The sequence below is a fragment of the Leptospira perdikensis genome, from assembly GCF_004769575.1.
Classification (GTDB): Bacteria; Spirochaetota; Leptospiria; order Leptospirales; family Leptospiraceae; genus Leptospira_A; species Leptospira_A perdikensis.
In genome coordinates this window covers 609,201-630,157 of sequence record NZ_RQGA01000003.1, presented here as the reverse complement: position 1 = coordinate 630,157, position 20,957 = coordinate 609,201, and the positions used below count along the sequence as shown (strand labels likewise).

19 protein-coding genes and 1 tRNA gene are annotated in these 20,957 nt (G+C 38.5%); 6 read left to right on the top strand and 14 right to left on the bottom strand.

What is annotated here, in order from left to right; all coding sequences use genetic code 11:
* Positions 1-33: 33 nt before the first annotated feature.
* The 7 genes from EHQ49_RS04305 to rpsT all read right to left on the bottom strand — a co-directional run bounded on the left by EHQ49_RS04305 (position 34) and on the right by rpsT (position 7,333).
* Positions 34-1,635: a carboxyl transferase domain-containing protein gene (locus EHQ49_RS04305; RefSeq protein WP_135576681.1), complete on the bottom strand. Its 1,602-nt coding sequence runs from the start codon at positions 1,633-1,635 to the stop codon at positions 34-36.
* A gap of 1 nt (position 1,636) precedes the next feature.
* Complete coding sequence (locus EHQ49_RS04300; protein ID WP_135576679.1) at positions 1,637-2,542, bottom strand: alpha/beta fold hydrolase; 906 nt, start codon at positions 2,540-2,542, stop codon at positions 1,637-1,639.
* A gap of 2 nt (positions 2,543-2,544) precedes the next feature.
* Positions 2,545-3,576: a GlmU family protein gene (locus EHQ49_RS04295; RefSeq protein ID WP_135576677.1), complete on the bottom strand. Its 1,032-nt coding sequence runs from the start codon at positions 3,574-3,576 to the stop codon at positions 2,545-2,547.
* A 3-nt stretch (positions 3,577-3,579) separates the two neighbouring features.
* The gene (gene glmS, locus EHQ49_RS04290) at positions 3,580-5,415 is read right to left on the bottom strand and encodes a glutamine--fructose-6-phosphate transaminase (isomerizing) (RefSeq protein WP_135576675.1); all 1,836 of its coding nucleotides are present in this window, start codon (positions 5,413-5,415) and stop codon (positions 3,580-3,582) included.
* On the bottom strand, positions 5,400-6,776 hold the full coding sequence (gene glmM, locus EHQ49_RS04285; protein ID WP_167482983.1) for a phosphoglucosamine mutase: 1,377 nt from the start codon (positions 6,774-6,776) through the stop codon (positions 5,400-5,402). Before glmM ends, glmS begins: the two co-directional genes overlap by 16 nt.
* Positions 6,777-6,881: 105 nt before the next feature.
* A tRNA-Val gene (locus tag EHQ49_RS04280) sits at positions 6,882-6,954 on the bottom strand.
* A 103-nt stretch (positions 6,955-7,057) separates the two neighbouring features.
* On the bottom strand, positions 7,058-7,333 hold the full coding sequence (gene rpsT, locus EHQ49_RS04275) for a 30S ribosomal protein S20 (RefSeq protein WP_135576673.1): 276 nt from the start codon (positions 7,331-7,333) through the stop codon (positions 7,058-7,060).
* 121 nt (positions 7,334-7,454) lie between these two features.
* Here rpsT and EHQ49_RS04270 point away from each other — a divergent pair, with 121 nt between their 5' ends.
* The 4 genes from EHQ49_RS04270 to EHQ49_RS04255 are packed head-to-tail and all read left to right on the top strand — an operon-like array spanning position 7,455 to position 11,223.
* Positions 7,455-7,739: a hypothetical protein gene (locus EHQ49_RS04270; RefSeq protein ID WP_135576671.1), complete on the top strand. Its 285-nt coding sequence runs from the start codon at positions 7,455-7,457 to the stop codon at positions 7,737-7,739.
* Entirely contained in the window at positions 7,736-8,887 is a 1,152-nt protein-coding gene (locus EHQ49_RS04265; RefSeq protein WP_135576669.1) for an LIC_10450 family protein, read from the top strand. Before EHQ49_RS04270 ends, EHQ49_RS04265 begins: the two co-directional genes overlap by 4 nt.
* A complete protein-coding gene (locus EHQ49_RS04260) occupies positions 8,884-9,678 on the top strand; it encodes a hypothetical protein (protein WP_135576667.1) in 795 nt (264 codons plus the stop codon). Before EHQ49_RS04265 ends, EHQ49_RS04260 begins: the two co-directional genes overlap by 4 nt.
* 15 nt (positions 9,679-9,693) lie before the next feature.
* Positions 9,694-11,223 (top strand): thiolase C-terminal domain-containing protein, encoded by a 1,530-nt coding sequence (locus tag EHQ49_RS04255; protein WP_135576665.1) that lies wholly within the window; start codon positions 9,694-9,696, stop codon positions 11,221-11,223.
* Between the two features lie 160 nt (positions 11,224-11,383).
* Here EHQ49_RS04255 and pheS read toward each other — a convergent pair whose 3' ends face one another.
* From pheS to EHQ49_RS04220, 7 genes are read right to left on the bottom strand one after another with little or no spacing between them, the layout of a single operon-like run.
* A complete protein-coding gene (gene pheS, locus EHQ49_RS04250) occupies positions 11,384-12,409 on the bottom strand; it encodes a phenylalanine--tRNA ligase subunit alpha (RefSeq protein ID WP_135576663.1) in 1,026 nt (341 codons plus the stop codon).
* A complete protein-coding gene (locus tag EHQ49_RS04245; RefSeq protein ID WP_135576661.1) occupies positions 12,406-13,800 on the bottom strand; it encodes a UDP-N-acetylmuramate--L-alanine ligase in 1,395 nt (464 codons plus the stop codon). Before EHQ49_RS04245 ends, pheS begins: the two co-directional genes overlap by 4 nt.
* Positions 13,797-14,411 carry a hypothetical protein gene (locus EHQ49_RS04240; RefSeq protein ID WP_135576659.1) on the bottom strand — a complete coding sequence of 205 codons (615 nt, stop codon included), beginning with the start codon at positions 14,409-14,411 and terminating at the stop codon, positions 13,797-13,799. Before EHQ49_RS04240 ends, EHQ49_RS04245 begins: the two co-directional genes overlap by 4 nt.
* Before the next feature lies 1 nt (position 14,412).
* Positions 14,413-15,486 carry a hypothetical protein gene (locus EHQ49_RS04235; RefSeq protein ID WP_135576657.1) on the bottom strand — a complete coding sequence of 358 codons (1,074 nt, stop codon included), beginning with the start codon at positions 15,484-15,486 and terminating at the stop codon, positions 14,413-14,415.
* Complete coding sequence (locus EHQ49_RS04230) at positions 15,483-17,354, bottom strand: motility-associated ABC transporter substrate-binding family protein (protein WP_135576655.1); 1,872 nt, start codon at positions 17,352-17,354, stop codon at positions 15,483-15,485. Before EHQ49_RS04230 ends, EHQ49_RS04235 begins: the two co-directional genes overlap by 4 nt.
* Before the next feature lie 3 nt (positions 17,355-17,357).
* Entirely contained in the window at positions 17,358-18,089 is a 732-nt protein-coding gene (locus EHQ49_RS04225) for an ABC transporter permease (RefSeq protein ID WP_135576653.1), read from the bottom strand.
* Positions 18,086-19,015, bottom strand: a complete 930-nt coding sequence (locus EHQ49_RS04220) for an ABC transporter ATP-binding protein (protein ID WP_135576651.1) — start codon at positions 19,013-19,015, stop codon at positions 18,086-18,088. Before EHQ49_RS04220 ends, EHQ49_RS04225 begins: the two co-directional genes overlap by 4 nt.
* A 32-nt stretch (positions 19,016-19,047) precedes the next feature.
* Between EHQ49_RS04220 and EHQ49_RS04215 the strand changes: the two genes are divergently transcribed.
* Both EHQ49_RS04215 and EHQ49_RS04210 read left to right on the top strand, forming a co-directional pair.
* Positions 19,048-20,562, top strand: coding sequence for a PAS domain-containing sensor histidine kinase (locus EHQ49_RS04215; RefSeq protein WP_135576649.1), 1,515 nt, complete (start codon positions 19,048-19,050; stop codon positions 20,560-20,562).
* Positions 20,559-20,957: a response regulator gene (locus EHQ49_RS04210; protein ID WP_135576647.1), complete on the top strand. Its 399-nt coding sequence runs from the start codon at positions 20,559-20,561 to the stop codon at positions 20,955-20,957. The genes EHQ49_RS04215 and EHQ49_RS04210 overlap by 4 nt, the downstream gene beginning before the upstream one ends.

The window sequence follows — 20,957 nt, the reverse complement described above, 5'->3', positions numbered from 1 at the left end:
TTGCATCCCAAAAGGAAATGAAAAGACAAAAAATTACATTCGAAAGACACCGAATGGTTTTCTTTCTTCTTTCCTTTGACTGAGAATTGACAAAGCCCTTCCTAAAACTTTCCGAGTCTCAGCAGGATCAATGATCCCATCATCCCAAAGGCGAGCCGAACTATAAACAGCCGATGACTTTTTCTCATAATCTTCTAAAATTGGTTTTTTAAAAACGGTTTCTTCATCTTCGGAAATAACCTCTCCCGCCGCTTCTTTTTGGTCTTTTTTCACAGTCCAAAGTACATTGGCAGCTTGTTCTCCCCCCATGACAGAGATCCGAGCATTGGGCCACATCCATAAAAATTCGGGAGCAAAGGCACGGCCACACATTCCATAGTTTCCTGCACCATAGGAACCACCAGTAACTATCGTTAGTTTAGGAACGGTAGTCGTTGAAACTGCATTCACCATCTTGGCTCCGTCACGTGCAATTCCATTGTTTTCGTATTTTTTTCCCACCATAAACCCAGTGATGTTTTGGAGGAATAAAAGAGGGATTCTTCTTTGGTCACAAAGTTCGATAAAATGGGAAGCTTTGAGTGCAGATTCGGAAAATAAAACTCCATGATTGGCAATGATTCCAACAGGATATCCATACACTTCGGCAAATCCAGTTACTATAGTTGTCGCATACAATCTTTTGAATTCATGAAACCTGGAACCATCTACAATCCGTGCAATGATCTCTCTGGGATCATAAGATTTACGAGAATCACGTTCAATGATTCCATAAATTTCTTCTGCAGGATATAAAGGTTCTTCTGTTTCTTTGGGAAGGGTTTCTTTTTTTGAATTTAGATTTTTAACAATAGAACGAGTGATCTCTAAAGCATGAAAATCATCTTCTGCATAATGATCCGTCACTCCAGAAACACGGCAGTGGACATCAGCCCCACCTAACTCTTCACCAGTGACCACTTCTCCTGTAGCAGCTTTGACAAGTGGTGGACCACCAAGAAAGATAGTACCATTTCCTTTAACAATTACAGATTCATCGGACATAGCAGGTATATATGCCCCACCGGCAGTGCAAGACCCCATAACAACCGCTATCTGGGAAATCCCTTTGGCACTCATCCTAGCTTGATTGAAAAAAATTCTACCGAAGTGGTCTTTGTCTGGGAATACTTCATCCTGCATGGGTAAAAATGCCCCACCAGAATCCACCAAATAAATACAAGGAAGAGAATTGGTTTCCGCAATCTCCTGGGCCCGAACATGTTTTTTGACTGTGAGTGGATAGTAAGTTCCGCCTTTGACCGTTGCATCATTGGCAACAATCATACAGTCCACTCCTTCCACCTTTCCAATCCCAGTGATGATTCCTGCAGAAGGAACTGGATCAGGATAAACACCCTCTCCTGCAAGACCACAAATTTCCATAAACTCTGTTTCTGCGTCGATGAGTTCGGCAATACGTTCCCTTGCCGTTAGTTTCCCTCGCGATTTATGTTTTTCGAGAGCTTTTTTCCCGCCACCTAACTTTACATTATCGATAATTTTACGAATAGGAACTATAGTTTCCAAATAAGCCGTACGATTGGCAACAAATTCGGATGTATTAGGGTTTGTTTTGGAGATGATTCTTTCCATATCAATCCTTGTTCTGTTTATTAAAATGAAAGGTTTTTGTTTTTTTATGTGAGAAGGAATCTACAAAATAATGAAGTTTTTCAAAAACAACTTCTGGACATTCTTCCATAGGAAGGTGTTTTGCGGGAAGAAAAACAAGACTACTTGTCCGAAGTGTTTCTTTCATGTATTCGGTTTGGTTTGGAGAGATACGAAAATCCTCGTCACCTAAATAAATTTGGCGAAGGCCTACAAAGTTTTTAGCACCTTCTTCAATTTCGCGAAGAGCATGAGTCGAACGATCCACATTACGAACAAACTCTAACGTGTTTTTGCGAGCCTTTCCTTCAAATAACAAATGATACATGGTCTTTTCCCATTCATAAGTTAAGTGGTGTGTTTTTTTGACTAAAAACAATTTATAAAACAAACGAAGCAGTGGCGGTCGAAACAAAAAAGAAAACACTTCACCAATGAGTGGTAATCGTAGAAAGTGTAAGGGGAAATAAAACCGAAATTTTGGTAATTTCATAAATCCACCCAAAATGGATAAAGATTTATACTGAGAAGCATGTTCTTTAAAAGTAAAACAAAGTATGGGAAGTGCATAATCAAATGCAACAACATGAACTTTTTTATCCCCTACAACCTTCTCTAAAAACGGAGCCAGGTAATGCGCCTGAAGTCTATGAGAAAGAGGACCATCTGGTCTTGTGCTAAATCCAGTTCCCAAAAAATCAAGGGCAATCACTCGATAATGAGTAGATAACAAATTCACCAATTTACGGTAGTTATATGATGTTGTCAAAAACCCAGGCAGAAGAAGAATGATCTCATCCCCTTTCCCTTCATCTAAATAAAAAAAACGTAGGTTGTCAATTTCTACTGTTTTACCAGAATTGATATGTTCTAACAAACTGGGGGTCATTGTTACTCCGCAAAACTTCCGTATAACTTTCTTAAATATTCATCTTCAAAATCAAAAAGGTTCATCCCACGACGGGCCATTATTTTTTTGGTATCAAAAAGAAATTCTTCCAAACGGTATCGTCCACCAGGTTTGATCCAAGTGAATGCAGGAACATAACCTTGGATTCTGGATTCGACGATATTACTCGCAATATCAAATACAGTTCCTGTATTCGACATCACACCAATGGCTAGTTTTGTAAAGGGACCAATGAGAGATCCAAACTTAATGGTACCCGTGTTAACAACAGAATCACCAATTTTTAGTTTTACGATTCCATAGTTATTTTTTAAATCACTAGTTGTGGATAAAGCACCTAAGTTCACCCAGGTAGAAACAAAACTATGACCGAGGAAACCTTCATGGTGTTTGTTGGTATAATCCAGAATGATAGAATTTTCTACTTCCCCACCAATTCGACACTGGTTTCCTATAAGGCATCCTCCAGTAATCCGAGCATTGTCAATTTGGGTATTTTTTCCAACAAAGAGGGGACCTTCTAAAAAACTAAACGAAGAAATTTTGGCCCCATCTTCAATGAGGATGGGGCCGTGAGTTGTATCAAAAACAACACCTGGATAGACAGTTGCCTGTGGATGGATGTAGAGATGTTTTTCTTTACCAACAATGGAAAATCCAGATTGTTTTGCTTTGTACTTTTGACGAAACCGTTTCCAATCTTTTTCTAAAGTGAGTGTGTCTTCAATGATAGAAGTGACTGTACCCAATAGTTCCCAAGGTAAATAAGAATCCGAACTATAAATCGAATCATAGGTTTCTAAGTTTGCAGGTAAAACATGTGGATATCTATGAAAGATCAGTTTCTCGAATGCTTGGTCAGGGCCTTTATAAAATATCTTAGCCCCTGGATACTTACGTTCTAGTTTTTCGAGTAAGGTGATCCCACCGAGATTCCATTCAAAAAAAGCATGGAATCTCGATAATGGTTGGAGAGACGGACTTCTTCTAGAATCATCAAGTAAAAGGTTCACTGTTTACTCCACAGTTACAGATTTCGCCAAGTTTCTCGGTTGGTCCACATTACATCCCCTAAGGATTGCTATGTGGTAAGATAAAAGTTGTAAAGGAATCACAGCAAGTAACGGAACGAGAGCATCCGCTGTTTTCGGAATTTCAAAGGTATAATCAGCCATAGCTTTTATATCTGTGTCCCCTTCTGTTACAATCGCAATCACCTTTCCTTTCCTAGCTTTGACTTCTTGGATATTGGAGATCACTTTTTCGTATGAACCATCTTTTGTGGCAATGAACACAACGGGCATATCTTCATCAATGAGGGCAATCGGCCCATGTTTCATTTCTGCTGCCGGATATCCTTCTGCATGAATGTAGGAAATTTCTTTTAACTTTAATGCACCTTCCAAGGCGACAGGGAAGTTAAACCCACGACCCAAATAAAGAAAGTTAGACGCACGATAGAAGTTTTCAGCAATTTTTAATATAGCATCGTCTTTAGTTAAAATTTTTGCAACCTTATCTGGGATCGAATCCAATTCGAGCAGAAGAGTTTGGTAGTCAGATAAAGAAATAGAACCTTTTTTCAGACCCAGATACAAAGCCATCATTGTAAGGATACTAACTTGCGAAGTAAAAGCTTTAGTAGATGCTACACCGATCTCTGGACCGGCATGTAGATATGCTCCGGCATGAGAGGCACGGGCAATCGATGAACCTACCACATTACAAACTCCAAAAATCAAAGCACCTTTTGATTTAGCAAGTTCTATGGCAGCAAGTGTATCGGCCGTTTCTCCTGACTGAGAGACAGCAATGATCACGTCTCTTTCCGTCACAATGGGGTTACGATAACGAAACTCTGATGCGTATTCTACTTCTGTAGGAATTCGCGCCAAGTCTTCAAATAGATACTCACCAATTAGACCTGCATGCCAAGATGTTCCACAACCCACAAGGATCAAACGATCGGCATTTAAAAAACGATTTAAATATTGGTCAATCCCACTTAAGAATAAATGGTGTTCTCTCGAAACCAAACGTCCACGCATGGCATCACGCACAGACTTTGGTTGTTCAAAGATTTCTTTTAACATAAAATGTGGGTATCCACCCTTTTCTATGTCTTCCAAATCCAATTCTAATTTTTGAATGAATGGAGTTTTGGTTACATTTTCTAAGTTTTTAACCACCAAGTTTCCGTCTTTAATGATGGCCATTTCTTGGTCATTTAAATAAGTTACGTTGTTCGTATATTCAATGATAGGTGTTGCGTCAGAAGCAACAAAGTATTCATCCTCACCAATTCCAATCACAAGTGGAGAACCTTTTCTTGCTGCAATCATCATTCTTTCATTTTCTTTCGAAAGGATGACTATGGCATAAGCACCAACCACTTCATTCAGAGCTAAGCGAACTGCTTCCTCAATGGAACAGTTGTTTTGTTTTTTAATTTCCTCAATTAAGTGAATGAGAACTTCAGAATCAGTATCTGACTTAAAAGTATGTCCATTCCCCTCTAATTCTTTTTTGATGGAACCATAGTTTTCAATGATCCCATTATGGATGATTGCCAATTTTCCATCAGAACTTGTATGTGGGTGGGCGTTACGATCATTGGGTTCTCCATGAGTGGCCCAACGAGTGTGACCAATTCCAAGAGTAGCAACCAACTTACGATCACCAATTTCGTTTTCTAGATCGGCAACTTTTCCTTTCTTTTTAACGATATCAAGTCCACCATTTAACAAAGCAACACCGGCACTATCATATCCGCGGTATTCAAGGCGTTTGAGACCTTTGATGATGAGAGGAAGTGCCTCTCTTTTTCCTAAATAACCTACGATTCCACACATTGTTTTACCCTCTTTAAGGTAGTTTCCAAATCTGATTTGGATTTAGTTTCAGTAATGACACGAAAGATTGGTTCTGTATTGGAAGGACGTATATGGATCCAAGAATCGGATACATACATCCAAAGTCCGTCTTTCTCTGAAATGACTTTCGGAGAAAACTCTGACTTAAATTTTTCATAAAGACTTTCTAAAGACATTCCCGTTGCCAAAGGAAAGGATTGTTTGTCCATATAAAGTGACGGCAGTTCGTCCAAAAGAGCATCCGCTGATTTACCAGTTTCTGCCATAAGATTCAGGATATGTGCAATTCCGGACAAAGTGTCCCTACCAAAAGAAGGGATGGTTGGATCAATCACACCACCGTTCCCCTCACCACCAAACACAGCTTTGGTTTTCAACATTTCTTCTACTACGTTTGCTTCACCCACTTTGCTGCGAATGACTTCGGCACCAAATCGTGATCCAACCTCTTCGTTTAAAAAGGAAGTAGATAAGTTCACAACGACCTTGGCTTTTTTCTTTGCTGTAGAGAGAACATTCATGAGTGCCAATGGCAAAGTGTATTCCTCAGAAACTGCACCACGTTTGGGAGAAAATAAAACGAGTCTATCCGCATCAGGATCCAGAGCAAAACCAATGTCTGCTTTGGATTTTTTAAAATATGGTTCCACTGATTTTAAAGCGGCCGCAGTAGGTTCTGGAGGTCTTGGGAAAGTTCCATCCGGGTTACAATTATGTGCCACAACCTTACAACCTAACATCTGTAAAAACTTTGGCACAACGTAGGAACCTGCCCCACCTACCGCATCAACAAAAACAGTAAATTTTTTCTTTTTGATTTTGGCTACATTCACTCGTTTCAAAACAGAAGATAAATGAAGGTCAATGTAATCTTCACCGGAATCAATATATCCTTTAGGTGAAATTTGTTCTTTCGGATAAGATCCATTTTGAATGATCGAAAGAAGTTTTTTGTTTTCCTCTGCCGAAAAGAAAAAACCTTTTTTAGAAATGAATTTAAATGCATTCCAATCCATAGGATTGTGTGAGGCAGAGATCATAATTCCGCCATTGGCTTTCGAAAGATTGACAACCGCTTTGGTAGTGGGAGTAGGAACCAAACCCAATGTTAAAACAGAATTTCCAGAAGCTAACAATGCCGAGGTGAGAAGTGATTCTAAGTAAGGCCCACTTGGTCTTGAATCCCGCCCAATCACTGCCGTCCCGCCATTCATCATAGAAGCAAATGATTTTGAAAATGCCAATGCCTCTTCCAGGCCAAATCCTAACCCAATTTTTCCCCGGACACCGGAGATAGAAATCATCAGGGAGGACAGATCATACTCTTTCGTAAATCGCATACAATACTATCAAAGCTGGTGGATTCACACTGCAAGTCTATCTTTTTGCTTTTTGGAATGTGTCAGTGACGTGGAATTAACGTGAAGATAAAAAGAAAAACGGTTTGGGCGATGACAGGATTGAACTGCCGACCCGCTGCTTGTAAGGCAGCTGCTCTCCCAGCTGAGCTAATCGCCCGTTGTTATGACCAGTGAACCGGAGTGGAGATTTTTGTAAATAAGATTTAGAAATAAAAAAGGCCACCAATGGTGGCCTCATTCCTTCTAGCTAAAAGCAAATGTTAGGCGGCTTTTGTTTCGATGGAGTTGATTCGAAGTGCCATACGTGATTTTTTACGATCCGCATTTTTCTTATGAATGAGTTTAGTTTTTGCAGCTCTGTCCAACTTGGAAGCAAGTTTAGAGAATACTGTAAGAGCTTCTGTTTTGTCTCCAGCTTTGATTGCTTTGATGAGAAGACGAGCGTAAGTACGCAATTCAGTGCGATCCTCACCATTTCGCTCTTTTCTACGAGCGGTTCTACGAATGTCTTTTTTAGATGATTTTAAATTAGCCAAGGAATGTCCCCTACGAGGAATTTTTACTTATCTTTTGAGTACCACCCTGCCGGTCAAGGCGAAAGAGAAAAAAAAGGGTACCAAAGAGAGCCTCCGCAACCCCTTTCCATAGGAGAAAACCATGTTCCCCATTCTACTTTGGATCGATTCCGAACTTTATGAAATCCTCAAACAAAGAAATTTGGATCTAGGTCTTGTCACGAAAATGGCTATATTGTCCCTAAAAGTAGAAGGAATGGAACCTGGAAGCTTTGAAAAACGAGAATCAGGCCATTATCAACGTATGGAGCTCAACCGGTATGATTTTTTTACCTTAACTTTGATTTCTCGGGAGAAGGAAGTTGACCCGAACGTATTACTCTCGTATGCTTTCACAGAAGCTTTGTTGGAAATTTTACGACTGTGACTCCCGATAAATCAAAATACCATTATATAAAAATAGATTCCATTTCTGAAATTGATCCTATCAAATTATCAATTTCTCAGATCCAACAAAGGTATATTGACAAAGATAACAATCGTTATGCGCTACGTTTCAATAAAGATACACGTAGAATTGAGATTTTAAAACTTATCGGCAATCATTTTGAAGTGGTTCCACAAGCCTCCACTTCTCAATTGCCAGATACATCAAAACCTTCAGCGAACCCAGCTGCTTCTACCACTCCTACGCCCCCAACTCAAATCTCCGAAGGTTTAAAAGCAAACCCCATATTAAGTAAGTTAGTTGGTGCCCAATCACAAACACAGCAAAATCCTATAGAAAAACCGATAGATTCTCAAAAAGATAAACCTGGATTTACCCCAACAAATCCAGAAGAAAACCTGATGCAGGAAGATGTGGATTTGGATATATTTGAAGGAGAAACACCACCACCCCTTCTCCCCATTAAGGAAGTGCTCTCCCATGACGGGCTTCTCAACACTCCGGATTTACCAAAACCAGAAGAAACAGAAGAAGCTAAAAATACAGAACCCAATTTACAAGTGGGAGAAGATTCCGGAGACAAAACGGCTTTTCAAAGTATAGAAGATTTTATTAAATTATTATCCACTTATCGAGAACGAGTGACCGCTATCATTCGGAACTTACAGTCTTCCCGAATTTTTGAACTCACAGGAGATCCTTCCGAAAACAAAAATATAGTGGGGAACTTTGCTCGTGAAATGGAATCACAAGTTTTTGAAGCCCTAGATAAAATGGTCGATCTTCACAAAGAAATGACATCATATCCTCGTCCTATTACGTATTATATCTCGAAAGCACCTGCAGAAAAAAGGGAAGAAATGAAATTTATTGAATCGGATAAGGAAAAATTAAACAGACTACATCTGTTTGAAATGCAAAGACATTCCGATACTATAGTCAAAGACTTCAAAAAACTTAGTTTGCAATTGTTAAATATTTTAAACCTAAAAAACGAAATTCAGGTCAAACAATTACAATATGCGAACCAGTTGATGTATGTTGACGCTAAAAATGCATCCCTTTATTTTGCACAAGATTTGGATAAAACCATACTTGATATAGAACACTGGAAACAATCGAAATGAAAGAACTGTCGGAAGCAGAAACAAAAGCAATATTAGAAAAAATTAGAGCCGAATACCAAGAACACGGAAAACTAAATCCCAAAGCCTTTGACCAAACAGGATTCGAACAAAGATATTTACAAATTCTAAAACTTCGTGGCAATATCACAAAATTTCTAACAGAAGAAGTAACATTCCTCGAACAATTAAAATCCAAATTCCAAGAACTTGCTGCGAAAAAAGAAGCAGCCAAAGCACAAACACTCAATCGGATCATGGACGAGTCCATTGAAAAGTTAGCCAACTATAAGAAAGTGGATTTTCATCCACTCGCAAAAGTAGAAACAAGATACTTCTATGGAGCGATGTTGGATTTTACAGAAACGGAACTTCCTGTTCTCATTTATATCTTTAAGGGAACTCCAGAGTATTCTTTTTTACAAGACGCAGTTTTGCAAGTAGAACGAATTGGAATGACAAGACGTGGCCTACCTTCGATGAAAATGCAAGAGTTTATCAAAACATTACTTGATGCCAATGGAAACAATATTGTGATCGAAAAGGCTTCACAGAATCTTTTAAAAGATGGATGTATTGCACTAAGAAATATTACCGTAGCCGTGCAAGATTTAGTCAGTAAAAACAGAATTAATCCAGATATGATTGTACAAGTCAATGAAAAGGATTACCCCAACGCCCACAGTTCTTTTGGCGGAAAAAAATTCGGAGAAAGCCTCACTCGAATTACTGAACGATGCAAACAAATCATACAAGATTTTCGAATGAATGCGTTGATGAATATGGAAGGTTAATTCTAATGTGCCATCATGAACCCAATTTTACTCGGTGTCAGTGACACCATCGAATCTGAATTTGATTCGGAAGTTTACAAAAATCTTTCTCCTTTAGAAAAATATCATTCCCTACTTTTCCGTTCCGTAGATAAACTTTTTGGATATTTAGGAACGGATCGTTCGTCCATTGCTCCTCACCTAACTGATTTTGTTTCCATTGAAGCCCAATCTCTTGGTCGCGAAGGTTATGGATTTACTGTCAAAGATGCAAACGATTTAGGATTTGGTGGGCTTGCTTGCCATACAGTGGATTTAGGCGGAGCAAGTGTTGGTGGAGCAATTGGGCAAGCCCATACCATTGTGAAAGCCAATCCCTATGCTGTAGTTCTTGTGGCTGCCGCAGATGTTCCTAAATCAGTATTCAAACAAGTATCGGATTTAAAACGACTCACTGCCACAGTTTGTCATAAAGAATGGGAAATGCCTTATGGGGCAACTCTCATTGGTCTATATTCTTTGTTGTGCGAAAGAATGATGTTTGATACTGAAGTGACCAGTGAAGATTTGGAAGAAATCACAAAACACTTTCGAAAGTTAGCGGAAACAAACCCCCGTGCTTTCCAATACCAAAAACCAATCAATGAAAAACAATTAAAGAAACCTCTTTCAGGTGTGTATAGTACACCGATGATTGCCATTGTCACCGATCATGGATTTGCAACTCTTGTTACTTCTGAACTCATGAAACAAAAGTTAATCGACAACAAAATCATCAAAAAAGAATCCGAACATATTTATTTGGTAGGTTCTGGTCAGAGCGCCCATGCAGAATATTTCATCCAAAAGAAAGACTTAAAAAGTCCCGCAGCTCTTGCCTGTGAAAGAGCAGTGGCTTCATCCGGCCTCAAACGATCTGACATCGAATACGCATGGATTTATGATTGTTTTACTGGAATGATCATCCATGAAGCGGGATTGTATTTTGGAGTGTCACCCAAAGACACAGCCACATCTCTTCGAAAAGGTAAAATCTCTAATGGATCAAAAGAGATTCCTATCAATTTAGGTGGAGGGATTCTGAACTACCAAGCAGCGATGGCTCTTTCTGGTGCCACAGGACTTGTGGATATTGCAAGCCAATATGGACTTGCCGTTGATCCCATTCCAGAAAAACTTGCAAGTCCACCTAAGGTGAGTTTATTGGGAGGGAATGGAGGGATCGATAGCATCAACACTGTCATTCTTTTTGCCAAAGACAAACCAGAATCTATCACACGGGAACCTCTAACCTTAAAACCATTAGAGGTAAATGTTCCCAAACCCAAACCGGGTGAACAAGCCACCATCCTGACTGTTAGTACCATTTATTTCAATCCAGGGGGAGAGAAAAAACCTCCTTATCTGATTGTTTGTTCTAGAAAAGAAAATGGAGAGATGGTCCTTACCAATCTTTTTGCTAAGGATGGATCCGAAATTGTATCAAAAGAAGGATTGGATCTTGGAAAATCAAAAGTAGAGTTCCAAGAGAAAGATGGGAAAATTCAAGGTTTTCTTTTAGGTTAAGATCTCAAAGGCCAGAGATGGAAGTTTTTGGCCTTTGTTTTCTAGTCTTTTTCAATCTACATTAGATCTGATAGCGGTTTGATCAATAGAACAAACTTGAGTTTGGATTTATGAAATTTTCAAAAACCATAACAACCCAGAACACGTTCGCCTAACTACACTAAAACTGTTTTAAAAATCTTAGATTCCCTGATTGGAAATAACGGATATCATGGATTCCGTAACGCATCATCACAAGACGGTCAAGACCAAGACCAAAGGCAAACCCAGTCCATTTTTTAGAATCAAGTCCTGCTGATTCGAGAACGTTCGGATGAACGAGTCCACAAGGGAGTAACTCCAACCAACCGGAATGTTTACAAACACTGCAACCATCCCCACTACAAACCAAACAGTTGATATCAAGTTCAAAACCTGGTTCGACAAAAGGAAAGTAACCGGGGCGTAATCTTGTTTTGATTTCTTTACGAAACACACGGGAAAGAAGTGTTTCCATGGTATAAATCAAATGAGCCACAGAAATATTTTCTCCAACCACCATACCTTCTACTTGGTAAAAAGTATTTTCATGAGAAGCATCTACCTCTTCGTATCGAAACACTCGGCCTGGGGCAATGATTCGAAACGGAGGTTTTAGTTTGCGAAGGGCACGCACTTGGATGGCAGAAGTATGAGTTCTGAGTAGGTTACCATCAGCCGTATAAAACGTATCTTGCATATCACGAGCCGGATGGTCTTCCGTAAAATTAAGAGCACCAAAATTGTTTTCATCGGTTTCTACTTCTGGCCCATCCATCACAGAAAAACCCATAGAAGTAAAGATATCTTCGATTTCGTATTGGATTTGGGAAATGGGATGGAGGCTTCCTCTTTCTTTGGTTGCCAGTGGTCGTAAACCATCAAAGAATTCTTGGCCAAGTTGGTTTTCATAAAAACTTTCTTTTAAAGAAATTCTTTTTGTTTCTACAAAACTTTCGAGCCGGCTTTGTGCTTCGTTTGCTTGTTTACCAACTGTTTTTTTCTCTTCTACAGAAAGTGATGCGAGGCCTTTTAAAACAGAAGTGAGTTTTCCTTTTTTACCAAGGAATTGGTTTTTGAAAGAATCCAATTCTTGTTCGGATGTTGCAGAAGATAAAACAGATTCCGCCTCTTTGACTAAATCTTCAATTTCTTGGGATAGGCTCATACAGTTTCTCTTAATTCTATTAATGATTTTAATTCAGGATAAATTCCACCAAAGGCACCATTAGACATAGCAAGGATGATTACTTTTTCTTTTTGGAATTTTGGTAGAATCTTTTTTAGGATGGAAGGAATTTCTTTTGCATCTTTTGCATACAAAGCTTCTTTCTTTGTATTCTTTGCAATGTCTTTGACCAATTTTTTCACATTCAAACGAAGGGATTTGTTAACCTTGTCCACTTGGTAGACCTCGGTAACAACACTAATATCACTTCCCTTAAAACATTTTGCAAAGTCATCTTGGAATACATTCCGATGAGAAGTGGCACTCCTTGGTTCAAAAAGTGCGATGATTTTATATCCAGGATAAGCTTCTTTGTGGGCTTTGATGGTTTCTTGGATGGCAACGGGATGGTGGGCAAAATCCTCTACAAGAAGACTTACGTCAGAAACAAATAAATTTTCTTGTCTACGTTTCACACCAGGGAATGATTCCACTGCTTCTAAAATTTCTTTCCTTTTTTGAGGAGCAATCTCTAAACAAATTCGAGTTGCCACTTCCACATTACGGTAGTTATGTGAGCCGATAAGGGATGGTTTTAATTTAGCTTTCGTTCTGATCTCAGACAAAATACCCTTTTCATATTTAAAAATGGAATTTTTGTCCCCTAAATCAAACGATTCCACCGGAGCATGTTTATAGTCTTTGGTGATTTCTACTAAATTTTTGGAACCTTTCCAGTAAAAAACCTTACCGCGACCAGGGACTAAATTTAACAGACGTTTGAACATAGTTTTAATTGCATTTAAATCTGCAAAAATATCTGCATGATCAAAATCCAAAGCATTCATCGCTAAATAATATGGCCTATAATGTAAGAACTTGGAACTTTTATCAAAAAAAGCAGAATCATATTCATCTCCTTCGATGACAAAATAATCCCCGTCTCCCAGGGCAAAGCCGGGATACCCATCTTTTCGAATCCCACCGACAAATAGACCGGGTTTGAGTCCGATAGATTCTAAAATCCAATGAGTTAAAAATGTGGTCGTCGTTTTGCCGTGAGTTCCAGAAATCACAATTGGTTTTTTCCCTTTTAGAAAAAAGGTTCCAATTGCCTGCGCCATACTCATGTATTCCATTCCCGTGTTTAGAACTTCTTCTACTTCAGGATTTCCGCGAGAGATTGCATTTCCTATGATTACTAAATCGGAGCCTTTTACATTTTCTTTACGATAACCAGATTTAGGCGAAAGCCCCCACTCGACCAACTTATCTGACATAGGCGGATATAGATTTTGATCTGAACCCGATACATCATGACCTTGTTGTTTGAGCATATAAGCCAAATTGCCCATAGCAATCCCACCAATGCCGACCATAAAGATTTTCAAAAGAGCACCGTCCTAACCAAGTTGTAGAGAAATAGAGGAACAGAAAGAAGAACCAAAAAAAACAGAATCACTTTCATAAGGAAAAATAAAAAATCAAAGGAGGTCCATTCCCTTCTATGAGAAAGATAGTAGTAAGCTAAATGTAATGAATAAAGAAAACCAACACCTAGCGCAAGTAAGGGGACAGGAGCAGGGAAAATCCAAAAAATTGCCGTGGCTGTAAATGGCAAAAAGGAAATCATAAATACATGAGGTTCTGGGCCTTCCCAATCTTTCGTACGATCGCGCATCTGGTGATACATTCGAAAACTATCCACAAGCCGTATGAGTAGATAACATCCTAAGTAAAAAAAGAATAATGTCCCTATTCCTTGTGTGTAGGTTAACTTTGTTTCTTCATCAACTGTGGAAACTTTGAACAAAAGGATTTGCAAAAGATTACCAAAAAATTTGGCAATCGGTGCGAGCAGAATGAGTTGTAGATGGGCCAACCATAAATCACGACCACCCAAATCCGTTTTGTGATAATAGGATTCGAAGGCGGACATGGGGGAATAAAATAAATCTCGGATCATTTCCATCCGAGATGCGACTGTAGAAACTTTTTGCACCTTATTGGATTTTCTGGTTGGGACGCTCGTACCGGGAAGCATTTTTCACTTTCATGACGGCATTCACCAAATTTTGGAAGGATTCTTCCTTGATCCAAGTGATTGTTTCCGAAAAATAAGGAAGGAGCTCTCGACGCACCGGTCTCCATTTTCCCGAATCGGATTCCCACAATGGGTAAAAGGAAAGACGGTATTTGATTCCTTCCGATTGAACCACATCCAAAACTGCTTCCGGATTTTGTGAGAGAGAAACTTCAGGAAACTGCGGCGCACCCACTTCATCGGAATAAAACTCTACTTTCAATCCTTTGGTAACCGATTCCCATTGGTTCCCGACATCCGGAGCTAAAACAATCCGTTCCCCCGTTGTGCGACTCCAATCGTTTACATAAACATTGTATTGGTTCTTTTTGGCTCGGTTTTCGACTTTTACCGAAATCACTTGGCCAGAAAAGGAAAGTTCTTTCAGATAACCATTGTTAAATGTTACATACATCTTTTCACGAAAACTGGTAACGGGTGTGCGAAACTTTTCGATCAAATAGTTATAGGGAGCAATGACTTCGTCTTTTACTAAAACGGAAATGCGACCTTCATCCGATCCAATTTTTTTACCAAAAAACAACTGTTTGTCTTTTGAGAATTCAATGGTAGTCCCATTTTCCTCTGACAAACCCAAGGAAGGAGAACTCATTCCCAAACAATAAGACTTTTGGATCTCTTCTGTTCCCTTTTCAATTAATTTTGTTTTAAGAACACTCAGTTCTGAAAAACTATTTTTTACATTGTAATTGGCTTCATAAGAAGTGGTGTTTCCATTTTTCGTAGAAGTTACCGTATACAATGGTGTTTGGTTCCAACCACGAGAAAATTTACGAAAGACCATTTCCTCTTCTGCAAACTTTGGTTCTAAGGCCCCACACCAATCGGATTTGGGTGGGATGTATCGAATGGACTTCCAATCTTCTTTCCAGTAATTCGTTTCTGAAATATTTTCTGGATGGTCTTCCATCCAATAGAAAAGTAGAAATAAACCAACAAAAGCTAATACAACTAAACTAATTCTCTGTTTCATACTTCAATCATGGAATTTTTTCGTCGAGAATACACAAAATAAGATCCCACTGCCAAAATGAACCCAGGAAACAAAAACACTCCAATCACCCAAGCAACTAACTTTTGATTGTCGGAAAGGGAGATAGTATCAAGTTCTTCTTTTTTTAATGGAATTTCAGCAACGGCTACATCTTGGAACAAACCGGTAATGGAAACAGTTGAAAACTGAGAATTCATGGCGTACGGAATGAACTGATCAGTCACCCAAGAAGTTCCTGTGTGTAAAATGATTTTTCCTGATTTTTCATTAGTAAGTGAAGTCGGAGTTAACACAACAGAAAGGATTTTACTTTCTCTTTTTTCATTTGGGTCTAATTTTCCGTTACTATTCTCATCAGAATAAGCTTCAAACCCAGACTCGAGGAGAGTTTCCGACTTAAATGCATAAGGTGAAGGAATGGAAGGTTCCAGTTCTAAAAAACCGCTATAAGGAAACAATATCCCCATATCTTTTTTCTGAAGTAAATCAGTAAGCCTATGATCAGGGAAACGTTTAGCTACAACAAATCCTGGTTTTTCTTCTCTTTCGATTAACTGAGAAGTTTTATATTTGAGACCAGCGGCCGTAAGTAACCAAACAAAATCCTCATTTCCTTTCGGTTCCATTGTAATAAGAAGTTTTCCATTTTTCTCCAAAACAAATTTCCGCAGTTCTTCTTTTGCTTCTTTAGAAAAAGGAACCGTAGGCCCAAGAATCACTAACATATCAGCATCTTCTGGTAATTTTGATGGCCAACCTTGTGCAAATCCGAGTTCAGCTACCTTAAAATTTAAAAACTGCAAGAAGGAAACAAAACGATTTACTTGTTCATTCGGAAGGGCTTTGAAGGACATTCCATATCGCTCTCCATTGGAGACTGTAAAATAAACTTTTTTCTGTTCGGTGGTAACATTCAGAAGTGCACCCACTAACTTACGTTCTAGATCTTCTAAATCTTTGGTTTCTTTAGCGATAACCCTTTCTTCCGCAAAAGGAGTTCCTGAACTAAGTAAGGATTGTTTCTGAGAACGAACAAAGATGGTTCCATTGGAAACTTGGCCAAATTCTTTTAATAAATCTACTTCCACATCCGCGTTGATAAACTGGACAGTGATATGTGAGTTTTCAGCTTTAATTTGGTCCAAAAGAATTTCTATATCAGGCCGGACGCGAGTGAGAGCAAACGCAGCCAACTTATCACCGTTTGCTGGTCCATCTGCTTCTAGAGGTCGAGGATAAAATGCAGTGATGGTAACATCTTTTGTGATTGGTTTGATCAGGTTTCTCGATATTTGGGAAAGAGAAAATTTACCCTGGCTACTCAAATCAAAATTATAGTTTCGTTTGATCGCAAAATAATTAACTGCGACAAGAATCGGCAAACCAAACAAAAATCCTAAAACTGCATTTTGTAATAGAGAACTTTTGGATTTTGCCAAATTACTTTGTGCTTCCAAGGAAGATTTTCCTATCTCCAGTAATATGATTTGAAGTAAAAAAACGATAGAAAGAAGCACCACACAAAGTAGTAAGAATTCTCTTACTTTCGGAATGGCGCTGACTTCTTCGTTAAATCCAGCAACTGGTTTCAAATCTAGAAAGTCACGTAATACTGATAATAAAAAGGCACCAATTCCAAAGCTGGCAGCGATGTAACGGTTTTGGTCTTCTTTTCTTAATCCTTTAGAGAAAGCACGAACGATAGTATCCGATGCTAAAAATAAAAAGACTACACCGAAAAAAAGAATTCTTTTTTTGGGATCTACAACCATTCCATCGAACAGAAAGTAGGCGAAAAGTGAAAGTAAACTAATAAATGGTAAAACTCGATCTGCTGTTAAAAACATGGTCTATCCCCTCCATCTCCTGGATTCCAAGACCTTTACGGTAAGATATAAGAACAAAAATGTTCCGCTAAGGAAAAACACAATTCCAGTCAATGGAACCACACCCTTTGCAAAAGCAGCAAAGTGAGAAAAGATATGTAGATGAAATAGAACTTTTCTTGTGGTTGCTTGGAATAGATGAGAGAAATATCCCACCACCCAAAGTGTCAAAATAATAAGAACCGAGATCAATAAAGATATCATTTGGTTCTTCCCAAGACTGGAACCAAACATCCCAATTGCGAAAGTAAAAACACCTAACAAAAATACTCCTACACTACCAGAAGCTACCATATAAAACGGAGCTTTCCAAAAAGAATAGAGTAACAAAGGAAACAATCCATTGATAAAAACAGTGATGATCCCACAAACGGTGACACCAAATAGGAATTTACCAAATACAATTTCCAAATCAGTAATGGGAGAGGTAAAAAGTAATTCCAGAGTTCCTTTGTTTCGTTCTTCCACAATCGATCCCATAGAAATGATCACCATTGCAATGAGGATAGTTGTCATAAAAGAAATAAAAGTGATATAGGTTGCAATTTCATAATTTGCAGTACCGTTAAAATTTAAAATCATTACGAAAAGGGCATTGAGAAATGCAGTTCCCCCAAGAACCAAAGGTCCCATATAAGTTCCAAAAAATAATCGTAATTCTTTTTTATAGATCCAAACAGCCGTTTGCCAGTTCATATTCTCTCCATAAAAATCTGTTCCAAAGACACTTCTTGTTTTTTTAAAGATTCGATTTGAATTCCAGAAGCCATCGCTTTTGAAAATAAGGATTCTTTAAATTGTTTAGGATGAATGGTTTTAACCAAAAATTGAATTTCTTCTTTATTGGTTCCAAGTTCAACTACACTGTCACCATCACCTATCACTGATTTTACGAATGTATGGAGTTCTTCGGCACTCTTTCCTGAAAGCCCCACTTCCCATCCGGCAAGTCGATTCATTTCTTCTTCTAAACGAGACAAAGAAAGTTCCTGTTTAAGACTTCCTTTGTGTAAAAATAAAAACTTATCACAAGTTTTATAAATCTCAGTCAGGATATGACTGGAAATAAGAACTGTATGATCACCAGCGAGACTTCTAATCAAATTTCGTATCTCAACAATTTGTTTGGGATCAAGACCCGATATGGGTTCATCCATAATAACAATTTCAGGATCACCCAAAATTGCTTGTGCGATTCCCACTCGTTTACGGAATCCAAGCGATAAGGTTCCAATCAACTTATCCTTAACAGCAGTAAGGTTTGTTTTAGTAAGAACCTTTTCAATCTCAGAACCAAGTTTGGTTTCCTCAATTTTTTTGATCCGACCAACAAAAGTAAGATACTCTGTGATGGTCATGTCCTCGTAGAGAGGAGGAGTCTCCGGAAGATAACCTATTTTCTGTTTGGCTTCCAAAGGAAAGTCAAAGATTGACTTTCCATCAATGGATGCATCCCCTGCACTAGGGATCAAATACCCAGTAAGGATACGAATGGTAGTGGTTTTGCCGGCGCCGTTAAGCCCCAAAAGACCGACTATTTCGCCTTTTTCTAATTTAAAATTGAGCCCTGAAATGGCTCGTTTTTCGCCGTAAAATTTGGATAAATTGCTGACTTGAATCATAACTCTGGTTTAGTTTTAGTATACCTGCACCTATGAATGAATTTCTGGAAAAAATCAAAAGCTTTTTCAAAGATGAAGATAGCTTTTTTGATGCAAAGCAACTTCTGCAACAGAATTGGCACAAATTTGTACCACAATATCTCGACAAAATCCTGGAAACTCGCGCCAATGCGGTCTTTATCTTGGATAATGAAGGAAATTACACGTATGTGAATTCTTCTGCGGAAGCAATGGTGGAAAAAACTGCAAATCAGATGCTCGGGCAAAGTATTTGGAATTTGTTCCCCAACCTCGATGTTACCGAATTTGGCAAAAAATTAGCACACGCCATCAAAAATAAGGAACCATTCCGGTATGGAGAGTTCTTTTTGGAATCTAAAGGATGGTTTGATACACAAGTTTTCCCTCAGGAAAATTTCACCATTGTCATTGCAACCGAAGTCACATCTGAAAAAAATGCAAAGGACAATTATAGCCAAGTTCTTATCAAAAATAAAGCCATCCTAAGTTCCTTACCGGACAAATTGTACGGAATTCATAAAGATGGATCAGTGATTGATCACAAAGAATTTCCTGAATTTAAAGGTTGGGATTCCCGTGAGGAAGGAAAAGGGATCCGACTCACAAGAATCGAAAATTTATTTCCCACACGAAAACTTTCCGAAATTGAACCCATTTTAGAACAAGTTTTAGAAATTGGCGGAACCAAAACTTATGAGTATTCAATCGAAGACTACGACGGTGAAAAATACTTTGAAGCTCGGTTCACTAAAACGGGAGAGGAAGACATTCTTGCTATCGTTCGGAATATCACAGAACGTAAAAAAGCCGAAGCCTTAAAAAATGAATTCATTAGTTTGGTAAGCCACGAATTACGAACCCCCCTCACTTCAATTAAAGGATCTATCGACTTACTCCTTGCAGGTGTTGCCGGCGAACTATCCAACCAAACCAAATCTCTACTCAATATTTGCAGAAAAAATACCCAAAGGCTCGTGAGGTTTGTCACAGATCTCCTCGACATCGAAGCTTTAGATTCAGGAAATATTAATTTTAAATTTCGAACCTACAGATTGGAAGAAATCTTACAAAGTTCTGTGGATGGGATGAGAACCTTTGCAGAACAATACCATGTATTATTAAATTATGATCAAAACTTTCCTTCTACTTCTGTTTATGTAGATGAAGACAGGTTGAATCATTGTATCACCAATCTAATCTCCAATGCAGTGAAATACACACCTAAATTTTCAGAAGTATATATCACTGTAGTTCCCAAAGACAATCACGCAGAAATTTTAATTAAAGATAATGGTCCTGGTATTGATCCCAATTTTGCACCTAGATTATTTCACAGGTTTGCACAAGGAGCACCACCGAAAGATAAATTAGTAGGAGGATCAGGCCTTGGACTATCGATTACAAAAGGTTTTGTAGAAGCAATGAAAGGTAAAATATTTTTTACCTCTGATGACAAAGGAACTGTTTTTACTATTGAATTTCCTATAGTAAAACCAGGAGCCATTCCTTCTGGATATGACCAATGACAGAATCTACCTTAAAACATGTGTTAATTGTTGAAGACGAAGAAGATATAGTAGAAATTCTACGAATTGCCTTGGAATTCAACTCACCTTACCAGGTTAGTTTTGCCAAAACTGGACCAGAAGGTTTACACAAGGCTATCATCTTACAGCCCGACTTGATCTTGTTAGATGTGCTGATGCCTGGTATGAATGGGATGGAACTTATTGAAGAATTAAAAATTTTTCCAGAAACCAAAGAGATCCCTGTAGCCTTTATGACATCTCGTGTTTTAAAAAATGAAATTCTAGAATACCAAAAAAGAGGAGGCATCGGTGTGATTGAAAAACCCTTTGCCCCTCTTGAGATTGCGGAGAAAATTCAAACCCTTTGGGAGGATTCGAAAAAAATTCAATAA

What these genes read in the sequence shown, in the direction of transcription:
- EHQ49_RS04305 (WP_135576681.1), bottom strand. Translation starts at nt 1,635, where the DNA reads ATGGAAAGAATCATCTCCAAAACAAACCCTAATACATCCGAATTTGTT.
- EHQ49_RS04300 (WP_135576679.1), bottom strand. Translation starts at nt 2,542, where the DNA reads ATGACCCCCAGTTTGTTAGAACATATCAATTCTGGTAAAACAGTAGAA.
- glmS (WP_135576675.1), bottom strand. Translation starts at nt 5,415, where the DNA reads ATGTGTGGAATCGTAGGTTATTTAGGAAAAAGAGAGGCACTTCCTCTC.
- glmM (WP_167482983.1), bottom strand. Translation starts at nt 6,776, where the DNA reads ATGCGATTTACGAAAGAGTATGATCTGTCCTCCCTGATGATTTCTATC.
- EHQ49_RS04270 (WP_135576671.1), top strand. Translation starts at nt 7,455, where the DNA reads ATGTTCCCCATTCTACTTTGGATCGATTCCGAACTTTATGAAATCCTC.
- EHQ49_RS04260 (WP_135576667.1), top strand. Translation starts at nt 8,884, where the DNA reads ATGAAAGAACTGTCGGAAGCAGAAACAAAAGCAATATTAGAAAAAATT.
- EHQ49_RS04255 (WP_135576665.1), top strand. Translation starts at nt 9,694, where the DNA reads ATGAACCCAATTTTACTCGGTGTCAGTGACACCATCGAATCTGAATTT.
- pheS (WP_135576663.1), bottom strand. Translation starts at nt 12,409, where the DNA reads ATGAGCCTATCCCAAGAAATTGAAGATTTAGTCAAAGAGGCGGAATCT.
- EHQ49_RS04235 (WP_135576657.1), bottom strand. Translation starts at nt 15,486, where the DNA reads ATGAAACAGAGAATTAGTTTAGTTGTATTAGCTTTTGTTGGTTTATTT.
- EHQ49_RS04230 (WP_135576655.1), bottom strand. Translation starts at nt 17,354, where the DNA reads ATGTTTTTAACAGCAGATCGAGTTTTACCATTTATTAGTTTACTTTCA.
- EHQ49_RS04225 (WP_135576653.1), bottom strand. Translation starts at nt 18,089, where the DNA reads ATGAACTGGCAAACGGCTGTTTGGATCTATAAAAAAGAATTACGATTA.
- EHQ49_RS04220 (WP_135576651.1), bottom strand. Translation starts at nt 19,015, where the DNA reads ATGATTCAAGTCAGCAATTTATCCAAATTTTACGGCGAAAAACGAGCC.
- EHQ49_RS04215 (WP_135576649.1), top strand. Translation starts at nt 19,048, where the DNA reads ATGAATGAATTTCTGGAAAAAATCAAAAGCTTTTTCAAAGATGAAGAT.
- EHQ49_RS04210 (WP_135576647.1), top strand. Translation starts at nt 20,559, where the DNA reads ATGACAGAATCTACCTTAAAACATGTGTTAATTGTTGAAGACGAAGAA.